Annotated in this window: 28 protein-coding genes and 1 tRNA gene; 19 read left to right on the plus strand and 10 right to left on the minus strand. The window is 40.7% G+C overall.

The genetic code is table 11. From position 1 onward, the window contains the following. The first annotated feature begins 36 nt into the window (after positions 1 to 36). From ACP7A0_RS11845 to tsaD, 6 genes are all read left to right on the plus strand, one after another. Positions 37 to 113, plus strand: a tRNA-Asp gene (locus tag ACP7A0_RS11845). Between the two features lie 276 nt (positions 114 to 389). Then, positions 390 to 1,367: a thiamine-phosphate kinase gene (gene thiL / locus ACP7A0_RS11850; RefSeq protein WP_426005236.1), complete on the plus strand. Its 978-nt coding sequence runs from the start codon at positions 390 to 392 to the stop codon at positions 1,365 to 1,367. A gap of 12 nt (positions 1,368 to 1,379) precedes the next feature. Further along, positions 1,380 to 1,856 carry a tRNA (adenosine(37)-N6)-threonylcarbamoyltransferase complex ATPase subunit type 1 TsaE gene (tsaE, locus tag ACP7A0_RS11855; RefSeq protein WP_106031432.1) on the plus strand — a complete coding sequence of 159 codons (477 nt, stop codon included), beginning with the start codon at positions 1,380 to 1,382 and terminating at the stop codon, positions 1,854 to 1,856. Beyond that, on the plus strand, positions 1,837 to 2,526 hold the full coding sequence (gene tsaB, locus ACP7A0_RS11860; protein ID WP_426005239.1) for a tRNA (adenosine(37)-N6)-threonylcarbamoyltransferase complex dimerization subunit type 1 TsaB: 690 nt from the start codon (positions 1,837 to 1,839) through the stop codon (positions 2,524 to 2,526). The genes tsaE and tsaB overlap by 20 nt, the downstream gene beginning before the upstream one ends. 25 nt (positions 2,527 to 2,551) lie before the next feature. After that, complete coding sequence (rimI, locus tag ACP7A0_RS11865; protein ID WP_024424460.1) at positions 2,552 to 2,980, plus strand: ribosomal protein S18-alanine N-acetyltransferase; 429 nt, start codon at positions 2,552 to 2,554, stop codon at positions 2,978 to 2,980. After that, positions 2,973 to 4,001, plus strand: a complete 1,029-nt coding sequence (tsaD, locus tag ACP7A0_RS11870; RefSeq protein ID WP_034664904.1) for a tRNA (adenosine(37)-N6)-threonylcarbamoyltransferase complex transferase subunit TsaD — start codon at positions 2,973 to 2,975, stop codon at positions 3,999 to 4,001. The genes rimI and tsaD overlap by 8 nt, the downstream gene beginning before the upstream one ends. Positions 4,002 to 4,272: 271 nt before the next feature. On the opposite strand, the gene ACP7A0_RS11875 is transcribed toward tsaD, so the two are convergent. Further along, positions 4,273 to 6,195 (minus strand): ABC-F family ATP-binding cassette domain-containing protein, encoded by a 1,923-nt coding sequence (locus tag ACP7A0_RS11875; RefSeq protein WP_106031430.1) that lies wholly within the window; start codon positions 6,193 to 6,195, stop codon positions 4,273 to 4,275. 138 nt (positions 6,196 to 6,333) lie between these two features. Between ACP7A0_RS11875 and moaC the strand changes: the two genes are divergently transcribed. From moaC to tatC, 4 genes are read left to right on the plus strand one after another with little or no spacing between them, the layout of a single operon-like run. Beyond that, the gene (moaC, locus tag ACP7A0_RS11880; RefSeq protein ID WP_034664898.1) at positions 6,334 to 6,825 is read left to right on the plus strand and encodes a cyclic pyranopterin monophosphate synthase MoaC; all 492 of its coding nucleotides are present in this window, start codon (positions 6,334 to 6,336) and stop codon (positions 6,823 to 6,825) included. A 15-nt stretch (positions 6,826 to 6,840) separates the two neighbouring features. Then, positions 6,841 to 7,494, plus strand: a complete 654-nt coding sequence (locus ACP7A0_RS11885; protein WP_008355687.1) for a redox-sensing transcriptional repressor Rex — start codon at positions 6,841 to 6,843, stop codon at positions 7,492 to 7,494. 27 nt (positions 7,495 to 7,521) lie between these two features. Continuing rightward, positions 7,522 to 7,701, plus strand: a complete 180-nt coding sequence (locus tag ACP7A0_RS11890) for a twin-arginine translocase TatA/TatE family subunit (protein ID WP_003214302.1) — start codon at positions 7,522 to 7,524, stop codon at positions 7,699 to 7,701. Positions 7,702 to 7,707: 6 nt separating this feature from the next. After that, the gene (gene tatC, locus ACP7A0_RS11895) at positions 7,708 to 8,472 is read left to right on the plus strand and encodes a twin-arginine translocase subunit TatC (RefSeq protein ID WP_426005243.1); all 765 of its coding nucleotides are present in this window, start codon (positions 7,708 to 7,710) and stop codon (positions 8,470 to 8,472) included. 39 nt (positions 8,473 to 8,511) lie between these two features. Here tatC and ACP7A0_RS11900 read toward each other — a convergent pair whose 3' ends face one another. From ACP7A0_RS11900 to ACP7A0_RS11910, 3 genes are read right to left on the minus strand one after another with little or no spacing between them, the layout of a single operon-like run. Further along, positions 8,512 to 9,138 carry an NUDIX hydrolase gene (locus tag ACP7A0_RS11900; RefSeq protein WP_034664892.1) on the minus strand — a complete coding sequence of 209 codons (627 nt, stop codon included), beginning with the start codon at positions 9,136 to 9,138 and terminating at the stop codon, positions 8,512 to 8,514. Between the two features lie 57 nt (positions 9,139 to 9,195). After that, positions 9,196 to 9,390 carry a YdiK family protein gene (locus ACP7A0_RS11905; RefSeq protein WP_034664886.1) on the minus strand — a complete coding sequence of 65 codons (195 nt, stop codon included), beginning with the start codon at positions 9,388 to 9,390 and terminating at the stop codon, positions 9,196 to 9,198. Next, positions 9,387 to 10,121, minus strand: coding sequence for a CPBP family intramembrane glutamic endopeptidase (locus ACP7A0_RS11910; RefSeq protein ID WP_034664883.1), 735 nt, complete (start codon positions 10,119 to 10,121; stop codon positions 9,387 to 9,389). Before ACP7A0_RS11910 ends, ACP7A0_RS11905 begins: the two co-directional genes overlap by 4 nt. A gap of 229 nt (positions 10,122 to 10,350) precedes the next feature. Between ACP7A0_RS11910 and groES the strand changes: the two genes are divergently transcribed. Beyond that, positions 10,351 to 10,635, plus strand: a complete 285-nt coding sequence (groES, locus tag ACP7A0_RS11915) for a co-chaperone GroES (protein ID WP_003214120.1) — start codon at positions 10,351 to 10,353, stop codon at positions 10,633 to 10,635. A gap of 56 nt (positions 10,636 to 10,691) precedes the next feature. Continuing rightward, positions 10,692 to 12,326, plus strand: a complete 1,635-nt coding sequence (gene groL / locus ACP7A0_RS11920; RefSeq protein WP_034320371.1) for a chaperonin GroEL — start codon at positions 10,692 to 10,694, stop codon at positions 12,324 to 12,326. Positions 12,327 to 12,961: 635 nt separating this feature from the next. Here the strand turns inward: groL and ACP7A0_RS11925 are convergent. After that, on the minus strand, positions 12,962 to 13,474 hold the full coding sequence (locus ACP7A0_RS11925; RefSeq protein ID WP_034664874.1) for a DUF3231 family protein: 513 nt from the start codon (positions 13,472 to 13,474) through the stop codon (positions 12,962 to 12,964). A gap of 490 nt (positions 13,475 to 13,964) precedes the next feature. Between ACP7A0_RS11925 and ACP7A0_RS11930 the strand changes: the two genes are divergently transcribed. From ACP7A0_RS11930 to ACP7A0_RS11945, 4 genes are all read left to right on the plus strand, one after another. After that, positions 13,965 to 14,417 carry a MarR family winged helix-turn-helix transcriptional regulator gene (locus ACP7A0_RS11930; protein WP_034664870.1) on the plus strand — a complete coding sequence of 151 codons (453 nt, stop codon included), beginning with the start codon at positions 13,965 to 13,967 and terminating at the stop codon, positions 14,415 to 14,417. A 22-nt stretch (positions 14,418 to 14,439) separates the two neighbouring features. Continuing rightward, positions 14,440 to 14,958 (plus strand): GNAT family N-acetyltransferase, encoded by a 519-nt coding sequence (locus ACP7A0_RS11935; RefSeq protein ID WP_034664865.1) that lies wholly within the window; start codon positions 14,440 to 14,442, stop codon positions 14,956 to 14,958. Between the two features lie 20 nt (positions 14,959 to 14,978). Next, positions 14,979 to 15,590, plus strand: coding sequence for an FMN-binding negative transcriptional regulator (locus tag ACP7A0_RS11940; RefSeq protein WP_034664860.1), 612 nt, complete (start codon positions 14,979 to 14,981; stop codon positions 15,588 to 15,590). Positions 15,591 to 15,761: 171 nt separating this feature from the next. Then, positions 15,762 to 16,178 carry a hypothetical protein gene (locus ACP7A0_RS11945; RefSeq protein ID WP_034664855.1) on the plus strand — a complete coding sequence of 139 codons (417 nt, stop codon included), beginning with the start codon at positions 15,762 to 15,764 and terminating at the stop codon, positions 16,176 to 16,178. A gap of 62 nt (positions 16,179 to 16,240) precedes the next feature. On the opposite strand, the gene ACP7A0_RS11950 is transcribed toward ACP7A0_RS11945, so the two are convergent. Further along, complete coding sequence (locus ACP7A0_RS11950; protein ID WP_426005248.1) at positions 16,241 to 16,708, minus strand: hypothetical protein; 468 nt, start codon at positions 16,706 to 16,708, stop codon at positions 16,241 to 16,243. Positions 16,709 to 16,832: 124 nt separating this feature from the next. Then, positions 16,833 to 17,507 (minus strand): hypothetical protein, encoded by a 675-nt coding sequence (locus ACP7A0_RS11955; protein ID WP_034664848.1) that lies wholly within the window; start codon positions 17,505 to 17,507, stop codon positions 16,833 to 16,835. Between the two features lie 209 nt (positions 17,508 to 17,716). On the opposite strand from ACP7A0_RS11955, the gene ACP7A0_RS11960 reads away from it, so the two are divergent. The 3 genes from ACP7A0_RS11960 to ACP7A0_RS11970 all read left to right on the plus strand — a co-directional run bounded on the left by ACP7A0_RS11960 (position 17,717) and on the right by ACP7A0_RS11970 (position 19,404). Next, complete coding sequence (locus ACP7A0_RS11960; RefSeq protein WP_003213878.1) at positions 17,717 to 18,085, plus strand: RlpA-like double-psi beta-barrel domain-containing protein; 369 nt, start codon at positions 17,717 to 17,719, stop codon at positions 18,083 to 18,085. A 73-nt stretch (positions 18,086 to 18,158) separates the two neighbouring features. Continuing rightward, positions 18,159 to 19,208, plus strand: coding sequence for a hypothetical protein (locus ACP7A0_RS11965; protein ID WP_426005251.1), 1,050 nt, complete (start codon positions 18,159 to 18,161; stop codon positions 19,206 to 19,208). Next, positions 19,180 to 19,404: a hypothetical protein gene (locus ACP7A0_RS11970; protein ID WP_034664841.1), complete on the plus strand. Its 225-nt coding sequence runs from the start codon at positions 19,180 to 19,182 to the stop codon at positions 19,402 to 19,404. Before ACP7A0_RS11965 ends, ACP7A0_RS11970 begins: the two co-directional genes overlap by 29 nt. 18 nt (positions 19,405 to 19,422) lie before the next feature. On the opposite strand, the gene ACP7A0_RS11975 is transcribed toward ACP7A0_RS11970, so the two are convergent. From ACP7A0_RS11975 to gabP, 3 genes are all read right to left on the minus strand, one after another. Beyond that, on the minus strand, positions 19,423 to 19,797 hold the full coding sequence (locus tag ACP7A0_RS11975) for a carboxymuconolactone decarboxylase family protein (RefSeq protein WP_034664837.1): 375 nt from the start codon (positions 19,795 to 19,797) through the stop codon (positions 19,423 to 19,425). Positions 19,798 to 20,062: 265 nt separating this feature from the next. After that, positions 20,063 to 21,592, minus strand: a complete 1,530-nt coding sequence (locus ACP7A0_RS11980) for a multicopper oxidase family protein (RefSeq protein ID WP_106031422.1) — start codon at positions 21,590 to 21,592, stop codon at positions 20,063 to 20,065. A gap of 98 nt (positions 21,593 to 21,690) precedes the next feature. Beyond that, positions 21,691 to 23,079 (minus strand): GABA permease, encoded by a 1,389-nt coding sequence (gene gabP, locus ACP7A0_RS11985; RefSeq protein ID WP_034664831.1) that lies wholly within the window; start codon positions 23,077 to 23,079, stop codon positions 21,691 to 21,693. Positions 23,080 to 23,248: the final 169 nt, after the last annotated feature.

A 23,248-nucleotide genomic window follows, 5' to 3' on the forward strand; every position in this document is an offset into this window, starting at 1 on the left:
GGTCGCAGGTTCAAATCCTGCCCCCGCAACCAAAATGGTCCGGTAGTTCAGTTGGTTAGAATGCCTGCCTGTCACGCAGGAGGTCGCGGGTTCGAGTCCCGTCCGGACCGCCATTTTTATGACTTGTAAACGAAAACGTATAGTTTCGTTTTTTTTTATGTCTTTTTCTTTTCGTACGTATCCAAGATGCAATGAATTGGTTTGTGTTTGGCTACACGTTATGTGAAAAGAAAAAGATAGATCACTTCAACCCAGCCTGGTTTTTCATACCAGGCTTTCTTTATATCATTTTCAATTGGAATTGAAACTCATATTGGCTTACACTAATACTAATTATGTCTGACATCGTGTCTACTCAATCAATTGATTGCATGAAGGGGCTGCTTTTTATGGATGAATTTGATCTTATTCGCCGAATTACACCAAAAGAAACACATCAGCGTTCTTTGGTTATGGGCATCGGTGATGATGCAAGTGTTTATCAACCTCATTCACATTGTGAAGAGGTCGTTTGTGTTGATACAATGGTGGAGTATGTTCATTTTCGCTTTGATTTTTCCACACCTTTTGATATTGGCTTTAAAGCACTAGCGGTCAATGTCAGTGATATCGCCGCAATGGGAGGAACCCCAAAGTATTATCTTGTATCGATTGCGATCCCCCCTCATGGTGATGAGACGATCGTCTCAGCTCTTTACGAGGGAATGAAAGCATTGGCTGACACCTATCATATGGATTTAATTGGTGGAGATACGGTCGCCACTCGCAGTGACTTTGTCATTACAGTGACGGTCATTGGCGAGGTTCCCAAGGGAACAGCTTGTTATCGTCACAGTGCTCAGACAGGAGACGTCGTCTTTGTCACAGGTGAGCTTGGTTCATCAGCTGCTGGCTTATCAATTTTAATGAACGAAGTAACCCCTACCAAGGCAGTCGACAAAGCCTTTTTTCTTGAGCGTCATAAAAAGCCTCAGCCTCACATTGCTGCTGGACATATTTGCTCAAGCTTCCCACGGGTCACCTTGAATGATGTGAGTGATGGATTAGCGAGTGAGCTGAATGAGATAGCCGAAGCGAGTCATGTGACGATAGAGATAGAAGCAAACAAGCTCCCCACACATCCAGATTTACCAGTGCTGCGTAAAGACTGGCTGGAATGGGTGTTATTTGGCGGGGAAGACTTTGTATTAACTGGTACGATTCCAGAGGCTGATTGGGAAAGCTTTGAAATGCAATGTAGAAAAGAAGACATTCAAGTCAAACGCATTGGACAAGTCAAAGGTGATCAAGCAGCAAGCGTTATATTAAAAGACAATGAACAGCAAACAATGTTAATGAAAAAAGGATATAATCATTTTAAGAAATGAGGTGACATAACTGTGAAATTAACATGGACGACAAAAGGTGCGGATGAGACGAAACGAATTGCCGCTGCTTTGGCCAAACTTGTGATGCCAGGCGATGTTTTGACATTAGAAGGGGATTTAGGTGCAGGCAAAACTACTTTTTCAAAAGGTTTTGCAGAAGGCTTAGGGATTACCCGTATCGTCAACAGCCCTACCTTTACGATTATTAAAGAATATACCGATGGCAGACTGCCACTTTATCATATGGACGTGTACCGCATGGAAGATGCGGAAGAAGATATTGGGCTCGAAGAATATTTTGAGGGCGAAGGTGTATGCTTGGTTGAGTGGGCACATCTCATTGGACCTCAATTGCCTTCCACCTATTTGAAAATAGAAATGCTGAGAACAGAACGTGAAGAAGAACGTCATCTCACGTTTAGTGCAAAAGGGGAACGCTATAAGACCCTTTGTAAGGAGATGAAAGAATTTGACCATACTGGCAATTGATACGTCTAACCATACACTAGGAATTGCCCTTGTAAAAGATTCCACAGTGATTGGTGAGAGCATCACGTATTTAAAAAAGAACCATTCCGTCCGAGCGATGCCGACTGTTGAGGCATTAATGAAAGAATGTGGTGTAGCGCCAAGTGAACTAAGTAAAATCGTTGTAGCGAAAGGACCTGGCTCCTACACCGGTGTCCGAATTGGTGTGACCATTGCAAAAACACTCGCGTGGACGCTGTCTATCCCGATATCGGCTGTTTCAAGTTTAGAAACACTTGCGGCAAATGGTCAATACTTTGATGGATGGATCTCGCCACTATTTGATGCGAGAAGAGGACAAGTTTATACTGGGCTATATACGTTTGAAGAAGGAAAAATTAAAGAGATCAAACCAGACCAAAATATCTTGCTCACGGATTGGCTTCATGAGCTGAAGCAGACAGGAAAGCCTGTCCTATTTCTTGGGCAGGATGTGCATCTTCATGAAGAGAGCATTCGCTCCATTTTAGGAGAAACTGCTGTGAAAGTAGAGGGAGCTTTTCATAACCCAAGACCTTCAATGCTTGCGTTTTTAGGGACAGATCGTCCTGCTGAAGATGTTCATCAGCTTGTTCCTAACTATATTCGTTTGGCAGAAGCGGAAGTGAAATGGCTTGAAGGACAAAAATAATCTTAACATAACAGAGATTCGAAAAATGACGGTAGCGGACATTCCAGAGGTGTATACGATTGAAGTGCATTCGTTTACTGCACCTTGGAAAAAAGAATCATTTGTCTATGAGATTCTCCATAACCAGTACAGCCATTATTTCCTCATTGAAGAAGATAAACAGCCTGTTGGGTATTGCGGGGTCTGGATCGTCATGGACGATGCACAAATTACGAACATTGCGATTCTCCCTGAGCATAGAGGAAAGGGCTACGGGGAAGCATTGCTGCGATATGTCATGGAATTTTGCAAAGAAAAAAAGACAGATCATCTTTCTTTAGAGGTGCGGGTTTCGAATACACCTGCACAATCCCTTTATGAAAAGCTTGGTTTCAGACCAGCTTCTATTCGAAAGAATTATTATACGGATAATGGGGAAGATGCATTGGTCATGTGGGTGAATATAAATGAGTGAACAAACAGATCGATTCATATTAGGTATAGAGACAAGCTGTGATGAAACAGCTGCATCCATTGTAAAAAATGGGAAAGAAATTGTGGCGAATGTTGTGGCCTCGCAAATAGAAAGTCATAAACGATTTGGCGGTGTTGTACCAGAAATCGCTTCAAGACATCACGTGGAACAAGTTACCATCGTATTGGAAGAAGTGATGACACAGGCCAATATGAGCTTTCAGGATTTAGATGCCATTGCTGTTACAGAAGGACCGGGCTTAGTCGGTGCCCTTCTGATCGGTGTCAACGCAGCCAAGGCACTAAGCTTTGCTCATCAGATTCCTCTTGTTGGTGTACATCATATTGCTGGGCATATTTATGCAAACCAGCTTGTAGATGAATTACAGTTTCCATGTTTGGCTCTTGTTGTCTCTGGTGGACATACTGAACTTGTGCTAATGAAGGAGCATGGATCTTTTGAGGTCATCGGAGAAACATTAGATGATGCGGCTGGAGAAGCCTACGATAAAGTGGCTCGAACGATGGGTCTCCCGTATCCAGGTGGACCTCATATTGATCGGTTAGCACATGAAGGAGAGCCAACGATTAAACTTCCTCGTGCATGGCTTGAAGAAGGTTCCTATCACTTTAGCTTTAGTGGATTAAAATCAGCTGTAATTAACACATTACACAATGCATCTCAAAAGGGAGAAACAATTGCTCCAGAGAATTTGGCAGCAAGTTTTCAAGCAAGCGTCATTGAGGTGCTTGTTGGGAAAACATTAAAAGCGGCTGAGGCCTATGGCGTAAAGCAGGTTGTCCTAGCTGGTGGAGTCGCTGCCAATAAAGGACTGAGAGAAGCTTTGACGACAGCATTCACAAAGCTACCTGACGTGAAGGTCATTATTCCGCCGTTATCTCTTTGCACAGACAATGCAGCCATGATCGCTGCTGCTGGAACCATTGCGTTTGAAAAGGGAATAAGAGGCGATATGGCGATGAATGGCCAGCCGGGCTTACCGCTTGTCTCATATGAATGAAAACTCCTGTGGATACACAGGTTTTTTTCATTTTCAATGAAAGCGATTTATTCACATGTAAACGTTATATATCCACAATTATTTGAAAATTTTGTTTTAAAATGAAGAGAATGTGTATAAAAAAGAAATTTTGTGTGGATATGTGATTAAAAACCTGTGTATAAAGTGGATAAGTCCAAAATTTTTAAGAATAACAAAGAGGTTTTTGTGGATATTAATGTGGATAATAAATTTTCACTGAAAGAAAAAAGAGCACCCATTTGGGCACTCTTTAAGATTCGGATAGCTCTTCCCACTCCGCGAAAAGTGATTCAAGCTCTTGATTAAGCGTATCATTTTCTGTTTGAATGTCTTGGACCTTCTCATGATTTTGGAAAATAGCAGGATCACATAGAAGCTCTTCATTTTCACCAAGTTTCTCTTCAATGACAGCAATCCGCTTTTCAATTTCCTCGATTCTGCGCTGCTTTTGTCTTTCTTTCTTTTTCAGTTCTTTTTCTTCCGCATAAGAAAGCTTTGCTGTTTCTACTGGCTTTGCTGCTTGTTTTTTAAGCGGTTCATTTTCTTGAAGCGCCTCAAGCTCTAATTGTTCATTTTTCTTTTCAAGGTAGTAGTCATAGTCACCAAGGTATTCTTTTGTTTCCACTCGCGACAGCTCGAATACTTTCGTTGCTAGTCGATTAATAAAATAACGGTCATGCGAGACAAATAAGATGGTTCCTGGATAATCGATCAGCGCATTCTCTAAAATTTCCTTACTATCTAAGTCCAAATGGTTCGTAGGCTCATCAAGTATTAGGAAATTGGCTTTTTGGAGCATCAGCTTTGCCAGGGCAAGCCGGGCTTTTTCTCCACCGCTTAATGCATGAACGGGCTTTAAGACGTCATCACCAGAAAAAAGGAAATTCCCTAAACATGTCCGAATTTCTTTTTCATTCATATGAGGATAGTCATCCCAAAGCTCATTGAGCACTTTTTTGGATGATGTCAGTTTGGCTTGTTCTTGGTCATAGTAGCCGATCGTGACATGAGATCCAAAGGTGATGTCGCCTTTTACAGGCGTTAATGTGTTCGTTAACGTTTTTAAAAGGGTTGATTTCCCGATCCCGTTAGGACCAATGAGTGCCACGCTATCCTCACGTTTGATCTGAAAAGAAAGGGAGGATAGGAGCGGTGTTTTTTCATCATAACGAATGTCGAGATCATGTACCTTCAGCACATCATTGCCGCTTTGTCTCGTAATATCAAAATGAAAGTTTGCGGATTTTTCATCACCTAATGGCTTATCTAAACGATCCATCCGTTCCAGCTGCTTGCGTCTGCTCTGAGCGCGCTTTGTGGTTGAGGCTCTTGCCAGGTTGCGATCTACGAAGTCTTGGAGCTTTGAGATTTCTCCTTGTTGCTTTTCGTAGAGCTTCATATCACGCTCTAGCTGCTCAGCTTTCAGTTCAAGATACTTACTATAGTTGCCTGCGAACTTTTTCATGGCAGTTCTTGAGACTTCATACACATGGTTCACCACTTTGTCTAAGAAGTAGCGGTCATGGGACACGATCAGAATGGCGCCTGTATAATTTTGCAAATATTGCTCCAGCCATGATAAGGTATCAATATCTAAATGGTTGGTCGGCTCGTCCAGAATTAAGAGTTCTGGTTTCATTAATAAGAGCTTTCCAAGCGCTAGACGGGTTTTCTGGCCGCCGCTTAAGGATTGAACGGTTGTCTCATCTTCAAAGTGACTAAAGCCCAGCCCATGAAGAATGGAGCGGACATCTGCTTCGTATTGATAGCCGCCTTGATCTTTAAATTCCTGCTGCAGTCTGTCATAGGTTTTCATGAGGGAATCCAGCTCAGAACCTGTGGAGGAAGCCATTTTCTCCTCAATGATTCTCATCTCTTGTTCCATCCCTTTTAAATGATCAAAAACCGATAATAATTCGTCTTTTAACGTACGTGTAGATGTCACATCGGTATGCTGTGCTAAATAGCCGATCGATAGGTCTTTCGGTTTGATGATCTCACCTTGCTCGTAAGACAATTGACCGGCAATGATTTTCAAAAGCGTGGATTTGCCTGCGCCGTTACGACCTACAATGGCAATCCGATCCCTTGCTTTGACTTCTAATTTTATATTCGTTAAAACGGTATCAGCACCAAACGATTTGGACAGCTGATTCACTTGTAGAATCATCATGTAACTTCACCTCTGTTATAATATGTTAAGTGTAGCTTATCAGCAGTAAACCGGCAAATGTTACATACAATCGCCATATTCAAATGAAAGACAGATAGGAAAAAATAGTGTATCATTTGAGTGAGGGAGCGTTGAAAGATGAGTCAATTTAGCCACTTTAACGAACAGGGAAGAGCAAAGATGGTCGACATTAGTGACAAATCGTCTACAGTGAGAACCGCCGTTGCTGCTTCAAGCGTTCGTATGATAAAAGAAGTGTTTCATAAAATACAACAACGTGAAATTGGAAAAGGGGATGTGCTGTCTGTTGCACAGGTTGCTGGCATCATGGCAGCAAAGCAAACATCTACCATCATTCCAATGTGTCATCCGCTTGCACTAAAAGGCGTGGATATCTCCTTTGATTGGGAGGAAGACGGAAATGCGCACATTCTGAACATACAAGTACAGGTGAAAACAAAAGGAAGTACGGGTGTGGAGATGGAAGCGCTCACTTCTGCTTCAGTATGTGCACTGACCGTTTACGACATGTGCAAAGCGATTGATAAAGGCATGATCATCGGTCCTACCTATTTAATTGAAAAGACAGGCGGGAAAAACGGTGATTTTCACAGAGCATCTGATATTTAAGTTGGAGGACCTTATATGAATATAGATCAGTCAAAAATTCCACAAGCGACAGCCAAACGTTTGCCGCTATATTACCGTTTTTTAAAAAATCTGCATGCATCAGGAAAACAAAGGGTGTCATCGGCAGAGCTTAGTGATGCAGTCAAAGTGGATTCTGCCACCATTCGCCGAGATTTTTCGTACTTTGGTGCACTTGGGAAGAAAGGGTATGGCTATAATGTCGATTACCTCTTGACCTTCTTCAGAAAGACACTTGACCAAGATGAAATGACCAATGTTATGCTCATCGGTGTCGGGAATTTAGGGACTGCTTTTTTACACTATAATTTCATCAAAAATAATAATACAAAAATTTCAATGGCTTTTGACGTCAATGAGAGTAAAATAGGAAGTGAGATAGGCGGCGTGCCTGTCTATGATTTGGATAAGCTTGAAGAGCATGTTCAAGAGGTAGGAGATATTCCTGTTGCCATTTTGACAGTACCTGCCGTAGCAGCTCAATCCATTACAGATCGTTTGATTGCCCTTGGCATCAAAGGAATCCTTAACTTTACGCCGGCTCGATTGAATGTGCCGGAACACATTCGAATTCATCATATAGATTTGGCGGTTGAACTTCAGTCTCTTGTGTATTTCTTAAAGCATTACTCTGTTACACAGGAGGATTGACGAAAAGGGGTAAAGGGGGTGGAGCAAATGGGTCCGATCGGTCCTGGAAGTTTGGTTCTGATTGCGATTGTTGCGCTCATTATTTTTGGGCCGAAAAAGCTTCCTGAATTAGGAAGAGCAGCAGGAGATACATTACGTGAATTCAAAAATGCCACAAAAGGTTTAGCTGATGATCAGGAAGAAAAAAAGAAAAAAGAAGATCAGTAGAATAGGATGAGCTTCATGAATGTCAAAGATATGCCGCTTATGGAGCATATTGTGGAACTGCGAAAACGTTTAGTGATCATTGCGATGTTTTTTGTCGCCTTTATGGTGGCTGGTTTTTTTCTTGCTAAGCCGGTCATTGTGTATTTACAAAATACCGATGAAGCGGCCACACTGACACTGAATGCATTTAAGCTCACAGATCCGCTGTACGTGTTTATGCAGTTCGCATTTGTCATTGCTTTGGTTTTGACGTGTCCCGTGATTTTATATCAGCTTTGGGCGTTTGTCAGCCCCGGCTTATATGAAAAAGAGAGAAAGGTGACACTTGCTTATATTCCGATTGCACTGCTTTTATTTTTGAGCGGTGTGGCTTTCTCTTATTTTATTTTGTTTCCGTTTGTCGTTGATTTTATGATGCGAATGTCGAATGATTTAAATGTAGAGCAAGTGATTGGGATTCATGAGTATTTTACATTTCTGATGCAGTTAACACTTCCATTTGGCTTTTTGTTTCAGATGCCCGTTGTGTTGATGTTTCTCACAAGACTTGGCATCATCACACCGATGTTTTTATCAAAAATACGGAAGTATGCCTATTTTGTCCTCCTTGTCATTGCCGCACTGATTACACCGCCAGAGATCGTTTCTCACCTCATGGTTACCTTGCCGATGCTCGTTTTGTACGAAGTGAGTATTGTCATTTCGAGAGTGACCTATCGCAAAATGCAGCAAACAGAGACAGAGGAGAAAAAAAATTATGATGTCTCATAAAAAAGCATCGTGATCCGAATAAGGGTCACGATGCTTTTTCTATTGTAAAAGGAATTGATTGATCGCTTGAAATAGATGCTGATAATAGGCAGGCTCATGCGGTACAAAATCTTGTATACAGACTACTCTGCTTTCTTCACATCGTTCTCCGGATTCATCAACTTCAAAGCCATCAAGCTGCATGTTTTCACATTTTCTTGTGAAAAGCTGCTGTGCATCCATTAGCTTTGCTCTGTAAAGTCCAGCGACTTCTTCTTTTTGTAATTGAATGTTCATCTGCTCTTCTTGATGGACGTAAAGATAGACATGGCAAAATTCACGATCAGTAAAATCGGGTAGATGAATTTCATCCTGTATAACACCTGCAAAGGATAGATCTTCAAAAGGGACAGTAAGACCAAGCTCTTCTTCTACCTCTCTCACACCGTCAGAAGGCTGTTCATTTGCTAGAAGGTGACCTGCCGCGGTGATATCAAAAAGAGAAGGGAAATCCTTTTTTGCGGGGCTTCTTAGCTGAAAATAGAGATACACGGTGTCAAGTTCCTTTTTGAGAAGCCAGAAATGAAAGGTTTCATGCCAAAGGCCTTGCGCGTGGACATCTGAACGGGGTGCAACTCCAATCGCTTCATGCTGCTCATTTAAGATGTTCAGTTTTTCTTGTTCCATGAAAACTTGTCCTCCATAAAAAAACCATTTTCCAGAGATTAGAAAATGGTTTTTGATTTATTTTTGCTGCTGTTTTTTGAGTTTGACAGAGAAGGCAAACATTTTAAACGCGATATTGATATTATAGGCCGCAAACACCATCAGCAAAATGCTGTAAAATGACCACATGTCACCTGGATTTTGAATGGCCATATAGGTGAAAGCAACACCTACGGCAAAATAAATGACGCCCCATACGACAGGGTTTCTCATGAGAAAAAGCCTCCAATAATCATTTGCATTGTTTGAGATTGTTCTTCAATCATTTTTCTTACTGGCTCAATCTGCACAAGAATGACGAGCGAGTTCATCAGCATATGTGCACCGATTGGAACGATGATACGTTTTGTTTTCGCATATAAAAAGGCAAAGGTAAAGCCCATTGCGGTATAGAGAAAGAAGTGGTCAAAATCAGAGTGTGCAGCAGCGAAAAATACTGAACTAACAAGTGCCGCAATAAAAAAATTCGACCTTTCATAAATTACACCAAAAACGATTTTTCGGAAAATAATCTCCTCAAGTATCGGTCCAATTAGTGCAATAATAACAACCAGAAAAGGAAAAGCATCCATAATAGATAAGATATTTTGCGTGTTTTCTGACTCACGTCCAATGCCGAATGCATATTGTTCAATCATTCCTACAATCGATTGGGTGAGAAGCGAAAGAAAGAAACCGCCAATGATCCAAGCGATTGCCGCGCCGACTGAAGCCGGTGCTTCATTTCGAAGTGAAGCTTTTGGCACAGTCCGAAGGATGAGCAGAATAATGATTAGTCCAATACAGAAGCTAATGATTGTCCATGTACCTGACAATTTAGAGAGCTCTGCTTGTGTCATCGGTGTCTGAATATAACCTAACCACTTCATGATGAACACATACGGAAACGCAGAAACCTGCACCAATATATACGTTAAGATGATGTACCAATATTGTTTTTTCAAGTAACGAAAACCCCTTTACTAAAAGAACTAGATTTATTGTAACACAAGTCTTCTTTTTCGATGAAAAGGAAAGAATCTGAGTTGAAAAAAGATCATGAAAGCGTAAAAATTTTTAAAGGTTTTTACTTGAAATTACAGAAGACATTCTTTATTATAATAAATGTGTTAGCACTCACTGGTGATGAGTGCTAAAAAAGACTACATATAAAAATTGAGGAGGTTGTTTCTTATGTTAAAGCCATTAGGCGATCGCGTAATCATTGAACTCGTTGAATCTGAGGAAAAAACCGCTAGCGGTATTGTGTTACCGGATTCTGCAAAAGAAAAACCGCAAGAAGGTAAAATTGTTGCAGCAGGTTCAGGCCGTGTACTTGAAAGTGGTGAGCGCGTTGCGTTAGAAGTAAACACAGGCGACCGCATTATCTTCTCAAAATATGCAGGCACTGAAGTGAAATATGAAGGCAAAGAATATTTAATTCTTCGTGAGAGCGACATTTTAGCTGTTATTGGTTAATCACATAAAAAAACATTGAGATATATTTTTAAAAAGACTGAGGAGGTTTCGTTATTATGGCAAAAGATATTAAGTTCAGTGAAGAAGCACGTCGCGCGATGTTACGTGGTGTAGATGCACTTGCAGATGCTGTAAAAGTAACTTTAGGACCTAAAGGACGTAACGTGGTTCTTGAGAAAAAATTCGGTTCTCCACTTATCACAAATGATGGTGTAACGATTGCAAAAGAAATCGAATTAGAAGATGCATTTGAAAACATGGGTGCAAAACTTGTGGCTGAAGTTGCAAGCAAAACAAACGACGTAGCTGGTGATGGTACAACAACTGCAACGGTTCTAGCTCAGGCAATGATCCGTGAAGGTCTTAAAAACGTAACAGCTGGTGCAAACCCTGTTGGCGTTCGTAAAGGGATCGAAGAAGCAGTGAAAGTAGCACTTGAAGGCTTGCACGAGATTTCTAAACCAATCGAAGGCAAAGAATCAATTGCTCAAGTTGCGTCTATTTCTGCAGCAGATGAAGAAGTAGGCAGCCTAATCGCTGAAGCAATGGAGCGTGTAGGTAACGACGGCGTTATCACAATCGAAGAATCTAAAGGGTTCACAACTGAGCTTGAAGTGGTTGAAGGAATGCAGTTTGACCGCGGATATGCTTCACCATACATGGTGACTGATTCTGATAAGATGGAAGCGGTTCTTGAAAATCCTTATATCTTAATCACTGATAAAAAGATCACGAACATTCAAGAAATCCTTCCTGTACTTGAGCAAGTTGTACAACAAGGAAAACCATTATTGATCATTGCTGAAGATGTAGAAGGCGAAGCACTTGCAACTCTTGTTGTGAACAAACTTCGTGGTACATTCAACGCAGTGGCAGTCAAAGCACCTGGATTCGGTGACCGTCGTAAAGCAATGCTTGAAGACATCTCTGTTCTAACTGGCGGAGAGTTAATCACAGAAGACCTAGGACTTGACCTGAAATCAACTGAAATCGGTCAGCTTGGCCGCGCGTCTAAAGTTGTTGTGACAAAAGAAAACACAACCATCGTAGAAGGCTCAGGAGATTCTGCTCAAATCGCAGCACGCGTCAACCAAATCCGTGCGCAAGTAGAAGAAACAACTTCTGAATTCGATAAAGAAAAATTACAAGAACGTCTTGCAAAACTAGCTGGCGGCGTCGCTGTCATCAAAGTTGGTGCTGCAACTGAAACAGAACTAAAAGAGCGTAAACTGCGCATCGAGGATGCATTGAACTCAACTCGTGCAGCAGTTGAAGAAGGTATCGTATCCGGTGGTGGTACAGCACTTGTGAATGTATACAAAAAAGTCGCTTCAATCGAAGCAGATGGTGACGTTCAAACAGGTGTAAACATCGTTCTACGTTCTCTTGAAGAGCCAATCCGTCAAATCGCTCACAACGCAGGTCTTGAAGGATCAGTCATCGTTGAGCGCTTGAAAAACGAAGAAATTGGCGTAGGCTTCAACGCAGCAACAAACGAATGGGTAAACATGATCGAAAAAGGAATCGTTGACCCAACAAAAGTAACTCGCTCTGCACTTCAAAACGCAGCTTCTGTTGCAGCAATGCTTCTAACAACTGAAGCAGTCGTTGCTGACAAACCAGAAGAAGGCGGCTCAGGCGGCGGAATGCCGGATATGGGCGGCATGGGTGGTATGGGCGGCATGATGTAATCAGGGTTTCAAAACCTTGTTATATCAACATCTGAAATAATAATATGCTTTTCTTGTCGTCGTATTTGTCCTTGTGTTATTAAAAACAAGGCAACCTGTGACAAATAAGCTAACTATAGAAGAAGGCCTTTCATCAGTTTGCAAAACTGTTGGGAGGCCTTTTCTTCCATATTAACAGTCATATGAACATAGATATTCCTTGTAGTATGACTAACCTTTATGTCCACTACGCTATTGTTTTTCATTAATGACGATTCGATCTCAAGCAGTATGGTATGAGCAACCTTGTTGATTAAATGGAACCTCGGAACGGGCCCGACTTTATGCTGCAATTGCAAGGACTATAATAGAGAAAGGTTACTCTCGAAGTTTTTACCACTGGTTAGTTGCTATCAATGTTTAAACAACCTATAGTAATAGGAGCTTTTAAATCTGAGGAAGATATTTTTAGGTATATTAAAGGAATTGATCTTCTAGTGCTGATGATGTTGGCTCAGAGGCAATCGATGGGAATGGCAAAATATAGTGACTGTAAAGAGAGTGAAGGAGAGTTTTCAATTTGTAGAAAGTTTAAAGCTTAGCAAGAAAAGAGTAAACCCTAAAGGTCTACTCTTTAATGTTTAATCATCTTATGATTAGCAATCTTCTGCTTTGCTATGATGAAGAGGTGGTGGAATTAACCATCCTTTTTCTTTGTTAAGTCTAAGGACTTTTGCTCCAAGTGCTGTCTTTTGAACATGAAACTGTCCAAACATCATAGCTATGTCTTCTCGAATGGATTGCCCCATAATTGTGCTACACGATACTAAGCCTGCCGCAATGTTCGCCGAAAGACCAGCGGCTATTTCTGGATCTTGAAAACGTGCCCCTACTGGAATATCGTCTATACAAGCTTTAGGTCGTTCAGGAGGTGTTGGAGGTAAGCCAATTCCATTTTCTTTTAATAAAGTTTCAATTTCTTTGATTTCTTGTTGCCCACCCTGAATAGCTTCTTCAATTAATTTTTGTAAGTCTTCGTCACCTGCATGGTTTAAGTGGGTTTGATAACCAGCAACTAAACCTTTAGCTACCATCAAGTAAGACCATGTACCAAACACTTCACCATAGTGCATAGGTTCATCCGTTGGATTTCCACTTAAAATTCCCATTGTCATCCTCCCTAATTGTAAAATATTCATTAAGCGACCTTCCTTTCTTGACGATTGGTCACCTTTTTATAGTTCCTAAATTAAACCATTATATTCATCATTTTAATGATGGTTGTTAAAGGTAAAATTCTAATTTTAATCTATGTGGACTCTAACGAATAATGGCTAATAAAACTGGAGAGATTATGTTATAAAAAGAGCGGTTGCATAAAGGGAAATTATCTTCTAGCAACGAATATATATGATAAAATGTAGTGGCATATTATGAGGCTCTCTTCTTCTTTTTCCCATTGCCTAACCACCTTCGTTCGCGATGATCAGAGATCGTTATTTTTTGTAACGATTACCACTATTAAAGAAACGAGCGAAATAAAGAAAATGAAAAAAACACTTTCTCAATGAAGGTGTTTTTTTATTGTGTTTACAACAAAAATAAACTATAATGTTGTTATGTTTTATGTTGTAAATGCAACAAAAGGAGTCGTGATAAATGAGAGAGATTTTGCGAGAGATTGGCGTCATCGCTCGGGCGCTTGATTCTATAAGTAATATTGAATTTAAAGAGTACGATTTAACGAAGGGGCAGTATTTGTATCTTGTGCGTATCTGTGAAGAGCCTGGCATCATTCAGGAAAAGCTGGCGGAAATGATCAAGGTGGATCGAACAACGGCTGCTCGTGCTATCAAAAAATTAGAACTGCATGGTTTTATTGAGAAGAAAGATGATCGAGTGAATAAAAAAATCAAAAAGCTGTTTCCCACTGATAAAGGGGAAGCGGTATATCCAATGATCAAACGAGAAAATGATTATTCGAATCAAGTAGCGCTGGATGGATTTTCTGAAGAGGAAGCAGAACAGATATATGAGTATCTTCTAAGGGTGAGAAAAAATATCGAAAAAGATTGGGATTATGTGAAAAAAGGAAATAAGAGACGCTACTAAATGATAAGGAGAGATGACTTCAATGACCGTCACTTTTATTCCATGTAATGAACAGCATATAGAAGAGCTGCAAAAAGTCGGTATCGACACATTTATAGAAACCTTTCAGAATCAAAACAAAGCGGAACATATCGATGCTTACGTAAAGACAGCCTTTCATCCGAACCAGCTGTTAAAAGAATTACATCATCCATCTTCACAGTTCTATTTTGTTCAAGTGAATGGCGAAGTTGCTGGTTATTTGAAGGTCAATATGGATGATGCGCAGTCAGAAGAGATGGGAAGTGAAGCGTTAGAGATTGAAAGAATTTATATTAAGCAGTCCTTTCAAAAACAAGGATTAGGCCGATATTTAATCAATCAAGCCTTTGAGATCGCGAAGAAATATCATAAACGTGATGTTTGGCTTGGGGTGTGGGAGCACAACAAAGCGGCCATCGCATTTTATCAAAAGCTTGGGTTTGTTCAAACAGGGGTGCACGCATTCCTTATGGGGGACGAAGAGCAAATGGATCTCATTATGACCAAAACACTGAGCTGATCTAAAAGGGGGAAGAGAACATGCATGTTCCATCATTTTTTCAAGTGAAAGATATGGAGAAAATCAAATCATTTATTCAATCAAATTCATTTGCTACAGTTGTGACCACAACAGATGAGAAGCCCATTGCGACACATATTCCAGTGAGTTTTCATCAAGTTGAAGATTCGTATGTGATTACAGGGCATATGGCGATTGGAAATCCTCAGTGGAAAACGTTTGAAGAAAATGAGAAGGTGCTCGTCATCTTTCAAGGACCACATGCCTATATATCCTCTTCATGGTATGAAAAAGAAGCCGTACCGACATGGAATTATCAGGCTGTCCATGTATATGGAAAGGCTGTGCTGTTAGAAAAAGGGGAACTGGTAAAAGAATTAACCACGATGCTGGAAACATACGAAAGCCACAGAGAACAGCCTGTTTTATGGGATACATTGTCTGATGAACTGTTAGAGAAACAAATGAAAGGGATTGTGGGCTTTAAAATCATCATTGATGAAGTTCAGGCTGCTTTTAAACTAAGCCAAAATCGCCATGAAAGGGATTATGCTCACATCATTGAAAAGTTGGAAGCAGAGGGTGACGTGGAAATGGCTGAGGCGATGAAAAAGAGAGTAAAGGATGTATGAGAAAAGCACTCTTATGATCAAGAGTGCTTTTTTTTGTTTTGAGAGAAATGAGATATCTTGGCTTATAATGTCACATTTTCTTTAAAATTACATAAAAAAATCCACTATTTCCATAAAAAATCAGATCAATTCCTTATAATAAAGGTATCTGAGAATGGGGAGTGAGTCGAGATGGACCAAAACTTGCTGCAAATGAATCAAGTGAGATCAGAGGATGAATTAGCGGTTGTTAATATATCTTCTACAGAAATTGGGGCGCTGTCAAAGGAAGCGGCTGAGCGGATTTTACAAACGAAGGATACGGATGATATTCATTTACTGATGTATGTCCCGATTGAAAAGAAAGCAGATTTGATTTGGTTGATTGAAAGTGTTGGACAGGCGTTAGAAGATGAGGATGAAGATAACGTTGCACTTGAATTTGCTGATTTGCTCTATTTCTTTGTCATTCCATTTTATAAGGAGTATATTTTGAGGGAACATCATTTGTATGAGTGTATAGATGATTTGTTGGTACGATTAGCATCAAGGACTCACTCAGATATTCACACACTAGTTGATGCGATGAGAGACGATTTGACTGAATAAACATGAAAAAAGGCTTGTAGAGAGGTCCTCTACAAGCTTTTTTCATCGTAAAAAACCATAAATTACTGGGCTCTTTCCCACGTGATTTTTGTTTCATTTGTTTTTTTCTTTCCTTTTGCCAGTACTTTGCCGTTTTCTTGTTTCACGGTGATGTTTAGGTCGTAAAAGGAATAGAGGGCGCCAAGGCTGTCATTTTCTGGTTTGTGCAGGTTGTTTTCTTTTTCAGTTGATGCCCCAATGGCCAGCGTCTTGGCAAAGTTTAAACCGATGACTTCAGCGTAATCACTATTGGTATCAGATGAAGCGGTCACGTTTAAAGAAATGACTTTTTTCTTTAGATCAACGGTGATGTCAGTATCTTTTATGAGTTTAGACTGCTCCATGACTTCTTTCGTTTCATTTTGAATGCGGTCATTAATCGTTGGAAGTGCCTTAGATTCTGTTTTTTGTTCTTTCGTCGTATTCGAGCAAGCTGCTAGAATGAAGAGACTTGCAACTAGGCTCATGAAAACAAGTAGACTTTTTCTCACGTTCGTTCTCCTTTTTTCTGCGAAGTATGTATGTTTATGTTACCACGAATCCTTGTTTTGATTAAAAGAGAAGTGTTGATAAGCTGTGAACAATAAAAAGCACCCAAAATAGGGCGCTTTTTTCTTATTGTGCTGAAAGGCTTGTACTTAATGGAACAGAAGAAATGACGGTGAATTTAGGAGCCGCAGCACCAGACTCTAAATTTTTACGTAAAAGCGATGATTTGATTGTTCCATCCCATTTTTTATAGACACTTCCTGAAGTATTCGCACGAAGCTGTACATTCGAGAAACTTGCTTGTGAGTAGCTGTTTGTTCCATTATCTTGGACGCCGTGAACCATTTTGACGACATCGAGGTTTTTCAGACGACTAGGGTTGAAAACAGGCTGCTTATAGCGCAATTTCCCATTGACGTATAGTGACACTGTGCCATCACCATTGTTGATGAGCTTTAAGTTGACACGTGCACCATCCGTAATGCTCTTATCGTACTCACTGTTCCAGTATTGACTGCCGCCTTGTGAGCCGCTGCCAAGAAAGACCTTATAGCCAGAAGACGTTTTTGAAATACCGCTCTCTACAACGGCAGAGCCGAGACCGAGGTACCAGTCTGCATAGCCATTTTTAATAGTGGCTGTTTTCGGCAGCACAATATCAGCAGAGATACCTGACCATTTTGCCTCATCCGTTTGTGTCACAATCGCGCCGTGACGAGGACCAGCTGCTGAGGCAGGGATACTTGATAGCATCAAAACGAAGGCCAAACTTACACTCAAAACGATGAACCACTTTTTCATAAAAATTCCTCCTTAAATTGGATTCACTTTTATTATATAAAATGAAAGAGAGGGGCTACTTACATTCTTCTGGCCGATTTTGGTATTTTTTGTGAACAAAATCGGTCATAAAGTGGTCAACTTGTATTCGAATTGTAATGTGACTGTAAAATAACTGGGGGCATCTTCATGTATAATAAGTGCAGAAACCAAATACGGAGGATTTTTTAATGAATAAAAAGCTTATCGCGACAATCGTAACAGTAGCTAGTTTATTTTTGGCGTTTAGTTTCTCACATGGAGCAAGTGCAAAAAAAGTAAGCGGCAATATTACTTGGTATAATGGTGTCGGTAAAAAGGGCGCAGATGGAAAAAAACTCGGTCATTGGGATGCAGCAACTAAAATGGGATTTGACGTACCGAAAAAAGGTACAAAACTTAGAGTGACAACAAAAGCGAAACCACATAAAGTGATTACAGTATATAAATATGATGTAGGCAGAATGCCAAACGCTGTATTAGACGTCAGTCCAAAAGCATTCAAAGCACTAGGGTATAAAACAAGTAAAGGTGTCGTAAAAGGGCATTACACTTATTAATACATAGGCATGCAGAGAAGCGGGAAAAGTTCATTTTCTGGCTTCTTTTCTTGTAGAGAGGGTCTGAAAGGCAATGAAAAAATCAACATGGTGGATCATCACGGTCATCGGAGTCGCAGTGATTGCGGCAGTCATTTTCTTCATGATGAAGCCGGGGCAAGAGGCAAAGCATGCAGGAAAAGTGAAAACAAATCAAGATGCAAAAGACGAATTACTCGTTTCATTTACAGATCAACAGTTAAACAATACGTATTACCTGCATGACCGGGCGCTTCATACGGAGAAACTGACAGCATATCCTTCGATTGCTTATGATTCTACGAAACAGCTTTTATATTACACGTATACGGATGAAGACACGCAAAAAGTGAGTATTCGAGAATTGAATGTGAAAACAGATGAAGAAAAAACGCTGTTTACGAGTGATGATTCCATCGACAGTATGAGGCTGTCTGGGGACGGGAAGCAGTTATATCTCAGGTATAATAAGGATTCTGGGGAACAATTTTATGTCGCTATGTTTGATGTAAACACACACAAAGTGAAGGTATTGTATCCAGAAAAAAGCAAGGATGATACGGTGAGTTCTTTTGCTTATGATCCGATGTCAAACCTTCTGGCAATCCAGCATTATTCCTTAAAAGAAGATTACAAGAAAACCGATGAAGCGAATGAACAGGGAAGAGACCCTGAACCCACGACCATGAAGATCACCCTTCAAACAGGTGCGAAGGGGAAGCGTATTACACGTATCTCGCAAACGATCAATGATATTTCATTTTCACCAGATCATAAGACATTGATTTATACAGAAGTGAAGGTGCGAAACGAAAAAGAAGTATCCTCTATTAAAATGCTTGATGTAGAAACAGGAAAACAGGCGACACTCGTTAAGAACAGTGAGGATATGCATATTTTAAGTGCCGCACAGCCGCAATTTTCTACGGACGGATCTTCTGTTTATTTCTTAGGTGTTGCTAAAAACGCAAAGGAATTAAAGGATGACACCGGACGAAAAGCAAAGGTAAGAACGATATTTGAATACAATATCAAGAAGAAAACAGTGGAAGCCGCTTGGGAGAAGGATGGCGGAATTGTTAACAATTTCACTGTCAATCGATAAAGGGTACGTTCAGTTATTTGATATAACTGGACGTTTTTTTATTTTGCCGCTTGAAATGATGGTGAAATTGAGGAATTCATGGAAGGGAAAGCAATTTTTAAGCAGGAAACGTGTGGTATTTTCGTATTTTGCTTATGTGACAGAGGAAAAGAAAGAGAGTAATATGAGTGTACATAAAAAACGAGAGGACAGATGACTTCTCGTTTTCACTGATTTATTTGGTGTTATTGTCTAATAAATTTTGAAAGATAAACAGGGCATTAATGGAGTGAGGGAATCCAGCAACTTTTGTACAGTGCTTAATAATCTCCATGATCTCTATGACAGAAAGTCCGATATGTAATGCTTGTTCAAAATGAGTCTTTAATTCTTCATCACAATCGCCTTTTGTAATGAGGGCAGATAATGTGCTGATGGCCTTTTGTTTTTCATCTAAAATGAAGTGGTTGAATTCTTTTTGTTCACCGAGTTCAATTGTTAGCTGTTCAATATTTGACCAAATGCTCTCGTTTTCCTGAATTGAAAGCTTCTCTATGTTACCTGCCGCTGTTTCTTGTGTGACCTGGCAAGTCTCTTTTTCTTCATTCAAATTGAACTCCTCCGTTTTTTATCGCAATTTTCCATTTGTTCGTTCATTGTGGCTTATGTGCCTTTTGATAGATGCAATGGGTATATAGTAGTATTATCGGTTTGCTGCGTCAACATTTTAAGTGTTGAATGCTCAAAGAAACCATTCATGCGATTTATTATTCCATTTTGAAAGGGCTAATGAATGGATGTCCGTTAGCCCTTTGGTGTATCAGAAGTTTTATACAAGTTTCTACGCATTTACGGGAAGAGTGGTTTCATTTTTATTAAATGATATCCATCGGCCTCATCATGTCATAATCTTCATGCTCTAAAATATGACAATGCCACACATATCGGCCGCTGTATGGAACAAATCGAGCAACGATCCGAATGACTTCACCAGCATGCGCCTGAATGGTGTCCTTGTAGCCTTGTTCATGTAAAGGAGGCGCTTCGTTTGGTCCTGTATACACGATTTCTCCTGTCGATTGATAGACTTCTGTATCAAATGGTCTTCTGTCTAAAACCCTAAATTGAACAAGGTGCAAATGAATAGGGTGTGTGCCCCTGGTTGGATTGACGATGGACCAAACCTCTAGACTGCCAAGACGAGGATTTTCGGTGACAGGGTCATTCCAAAATTGATTATCCAACAATAGGATAGGGCGGCCGTATTTATCCTGCGTTCCGCTAAGTGTGAGTGTACGCTCTCTATCAGCTTGACTTGGCCGAAGCGTTGGCAGCGGTTTGAAAATCGGACGTAATGTTTTAGGTACTCTCCCTTTTAGCGGACGTGTGACTTTGAATTGCATAATGTTCGCATCTGTTTCAGGATTCACATCCTGTCCGCAGCCGGCTGTATTTTTGAGAGTGATCGTTTTGTTTTCGTAAGCTGAAAAGTCGATGATGACATCGAAACGTTCAGCAGGTGCGATGCTAAAGGATTGATGGCGAACAGGTCTTGGCAAAAAGCCCCCATCGGAACCAATTTGCAAGATTGTGGCGTCGTTATCTAGATGCAGCTCGTAAGTTCTAGTATTGGACGCATTTAAGATACGAAAGCGGTATTTTCGCGGCTCTACTTCTAAATAAGGCCATACTTTTCCATTGACTAAAATCGTTTCTCCACAAAAAAAGGGCACGATGGATGGGTCTGGTAGGTCACTGTCTTCTGGCGTGTCGTTTGGTCTGCTAGGATAAAACAGTGAGCCATCCTCCTGAAACGTACGGTCCATGATCATCAAAGGAATGTCATAGTCATCTTTCGGCAGCTCTAAGGACTTTTCAAACGCATCAGAGATCAAATAAAACCCAGCTAAGCCGGCGTACACATTTAATCGTGTCAATGCCATCGCATGATCGTGATACCACAATGTGCAGGCTTGCTGATGATTTGGGTATACGTATACCTCTCGTTCAAAGAAGGGGCCGGTTGCTTCAAAGTCTCGTGAAAACCAAGCCTCTGGATAGCCGTCACTGCTTGCTGGTGTGACGCCGCCATGTAAATGAACGACGGTTTTGACTTCTGGTTCGTCATGATGGCCTTCGTGAATGGTGTGATCGACCGGCAGAAAATGCTTAAGTGGCAATTTGTTCATCCATTTCACTTTGACCTTTTCATTTCGATTCGCTTGAATGGTTGGACCAGGCAAGCTGCCATTATAGGTCCATAGCTTGGTTGGGGGCAGGTCTCTATGAACTTTTAGGAATACCTCCTCCATAGCAATTTCATAATACGTTTGTCTTGGGTTCTTTTTGACGGGCTTCGCGACTTCTGGAATTGGAAGCTCGTCAACAAATTTTTCTAGGTTCATGTCGTCTAATCCTCACTTATAATCCAATTTGATACAGTATAAGTGCGGACATGAAAATAGGTGAATAAAATAAAAAAACCCGCTTTTCAGCGGGAGCATTACGGGTGTTTATTTTCAAGCGCTGCATTTGCAGGCACTTTTTTATTCGGTTTAAAGACGAAATAAGCGGCAAGCACACCGAAGGTAATGATACTTGTCAAAATGAGCTGTGGTCTCATTGATTCGATAAACAGCATCGATGCCAAGATGGCGCAAATGACCAAAATGGTAAAGTACGTGAGATATGGGAACAGCCACATTTTGATTTTGAGCTGCTCTGGATTTTCTTTTTCGATTTTACGGCGCATTCTTAATTGTGAAACAGCAATGACCAAGTAGACAAGAAGGGCAATGGCGCCGGATGCATTGACTAAGAACAAAAAGATGGTTTCAGGATAAAAGTAGTTCATCATGACGGCAATGTAGGAAAAGAAGGTGCCTGCGACTGTAGCCGCTACAGGAACACCACGTTTGCTGATTTTCATAAAGCGTTTCGGTGCTTCGCCTCTTTCCGCTAATGAATAAAGCATTCTGGACGTTGTGTACAAACCGGAGTTTAAGCAAGATAGAACGGCTGTTAAAACAATGACGTTCATGACTTGAGCTGCTGATGGGACGCCGATGTATTCTAATACCGCAACGAACGGGCTTGTTAAAATACTCGCTGAATTCCATGGAAGCAAGGTCACAACGACAGCGATGGATCCGACATAGAACACGATGATACGCCATACAACAGAGCGGGTAGCTGTTGTCACAGACTTGACTGGGTCTGCTGATTCTCCGGCTGCTATTGCCACAATCTCGGTTCCCATGAAGGAAAAGATGACGACGACAATTCCGAGTAAAACAGAGCTGAATCCATTTGGAAGGAAACCGCCGTTCCCCGTTAAATTGGCAAGACCTGCAGTATGATGACCGCCAAAACCAAAGATAAATGCAAAACCGATGAGTAGAAAGAGAATAATGCTGACGACTTTTATTAATGAGAACCAGTATTCAAATTCGCCAAAAGATTTAACAGAAAAGATATTCGTTAATGTTAAGAGGATAGTGAGGATAAGACTTGTGAGCCAAACAGGTGCATCTCCATACCAATACTGAATAATGGCAGCACCGGCAATGGCTTCGATGGCGATGACGATGACCCAGAAGAACCAGTAAAGCCAGCCAATTGTAAACCCGGCCCAAGGACCGATGGCATCACTCGCATATTGTGAGAAGGAACCGCTTGTCGGATAGGCGCATGCCATTTCTCCAAGCATTCTCATAATAAAGATCACCAGAAGTCCGGCAAAAGAATAGGAAAGAATGGCTCCAGGCCCTGCAGAATGAATGACAGCGCCGCTACCAACAAATAGCCCTGCGCCAATAACCCCAGCAATGGAGATCATTGAAATATGTCTTGTTTTCAGATTTTTTTGAAGACCGTTTGTCATGTTGGACATGTCTTTACCTCCAAACATTTCTCTTCATAGAGAAATTGTTTTTAGAATATTTTAAATTTTATCATACTGAATTGTCATTCAGCATTGGACAGGTTATCAAACTGACATTTCAAACCTCTTAACATGATGTTAAAAAGTATAAAGGATTTGAGAGATTATGTTCCCTCTT

This window comes from Bacillus sp. DWP3-1, from assembly GCF_049896565.1.
In the GTDB taxonomy this organism is placed as follows: domain Bacteria; phylum Bacillota; class Bacilli; order Bacillales; family Bacillaceae; genus Bacillus.